Genomic DNA, 1,810 nt, shown 5'->3' on the forward strand with positions numbered 1-1,810 from the left:
ACCCTTGGCCAATGCCAGTTCCACCTTCGCGCGCCCCTTGGAGTTGAAATAAACCGATAGCGGGACGAGCGTCATGCCCTGCCGCGCCACCGCCCCGTGGAGCTTGTTTATCTCGCGCTCATGAAGGAGCAATTTACGTGGTCGCTTGGCTTCGTGGTTGAAGCGATTGCCATGGCTGAACTCGGGCACGTTGGCGTTGATCAGCCAGACCTGCTCGTCCTTCACCTCGGCATAGCTCTCCGCGATCGATCCCTGCCCGAACCGAAGCGACTTCACCTCGGTCCCGGTCAGCGCGATCCCCGCCTCGTAGACGGTATCGATCGAATATTCGAACCGCGCGCGCCGGTTCTCGGCGACGATCTTGGTTTTTTCGAAAACGGGGGGTTTGGGGCGGGCCATCGAGCCGCGATGTAGGAGCTACCAAGCGCCGAGGGAAGTCGCCCGCGACGATCCGCCCCATCGGCGGGGTTGCCACGGTCTGGCGGGCGACGCGCAGCCGCGGGGATGAGGCAAGTTTGCTGATGCCCTGTTCGCGACGCTCCGCGTCGCTGCGCCGCCGCTTGGAATAACGTCGCTATCGCTACCGTGCTCCTGCGAAAGCAGGAGCCCAGGGCACCGAAGCGCATCGTCCATGACCCTGGACTCCTGCGTTCGCAGGAGAACCAGAAGAGGAAGAGAGTACACGCAGCCCGCGTCCACACCGAATGCCCATCGTTGCAAAGTTGGAGAAAGCCGAGCAGCCCCCGCCCAAGGCTCTTTCTCATCGTCCAACCGAAACCAACCACCCGCGCGCCGGCATATGGTGTGACTCTTGGGACTCTTCGCGCCCGCCCTCACACCAGCCCGGCATGCTCCAGCGCCGCATCCACCGCTCGCTGGGACTCCGCCGACGGCCACGTCATCGGCAGCCTGATACCGACCGGGAAATCGGGCCGAACCCGCGATAGCGCATACTTGACCGGCCCCGGCGACGCATCGCTGAACAGCGCGTCGTGCAACGGGTAGAGCCGATCCTGCAACGCCAGCGCCGTCGCATAATCGCCCGCCGCACACGCCGCCTGGAAAGCCGCGCACAATCGCGGGGCGACGTTGGCGGAAACCGAGATGCACCCGACGCCGCCCATCGCGTTGAACGCGAGCGCCATGTCGTCGTTGCCCGACAGCTGCACGAACCCCGCCCCGCAGCTCGCGCGGTGCTGCGACACCCGCGCGATCGCCCCGCTGGCGTCCTTCACCGCCACGAAGATCTCCGGGAATGCCGCCACGATCCGCGCGAGCGTTGCGGGAAGGATATCGGTCACGGTCCGCGCGGGCACGTTGTAGAGCACGATCGGCAGCTCGGCCTGTTCCGCGAGCGCCGCGAAGTGGCGAAAGATGCCCTCCTGGCTCGGTCGATTGTAATAGGGCGGCACCATCAAGGCTGCGTCCGCTCCCGCCTGCTTGGCCCGGCGCAGATTATCGGCGGCGACGCGGGTGTCATTCGATCCGGCGCCCGCGATCACCGGCACCCGGCCGGCGACCTGATCGGCGCATACCCGCACCGCGGCGAAATGCTCTTCCGCCGACAATGTCGCGGCCTCGCCAGTCGTGCCGCAGGGCACCAGGGCGGACGACCCTTCGGCGACCTGCCAGTCGATCAGTGCCCGATAGGCCTCCGCGTCGACCGCAGCATCGGCGGCGAACGGCGTGACGAGCGCCGGGATCGATCCTGAAAACATGGGAATATGCGCTCCTGTTGCGCCGCTTGGGTCGTTTTGTTCAGGACAGATACGGGTTGGATACGTATCCTGTCCACATGAACGCAACCAGC

2 protein-coding genes are annotated in these 1,810 nt (G+C 65.7%); both read right to left on the reverse strand.

Going from position 1 to position 1,810, the window contains the following annotated elements:
• Positions 1-399 (reverse strand): SsrA-binding protein SmpB (smpB, locus tag VF643_RS02570; protein WP_331041801.1); only part of this gene is annotated, 399 nt, incomplete at its 3' end.
• Positions 400-833: 434 nt separating this feature from the next.
• Positions 834-1,718, reverse strand: a complete 885-nt coding sequence (dapA, locus tag VF643_RS02575) for a 4-hydroxy-tetrahydrodipicolinate synthase (RefSeq protein WP_331041802.1) — start codon at positions 1,716-1,718, stop codon at positions 834-836.
• Positions 1,719-1,810 lie beyond the last annotated feature (92 nt).

This window comes from Sphingomonas sp., from assembly GCF_036387595.1.
GTDB lineage: Bacteria > Pseudomonadota > Alphaproteobacteria > Sphingomonadales > Sphingomonadaceae > Sphingomonas.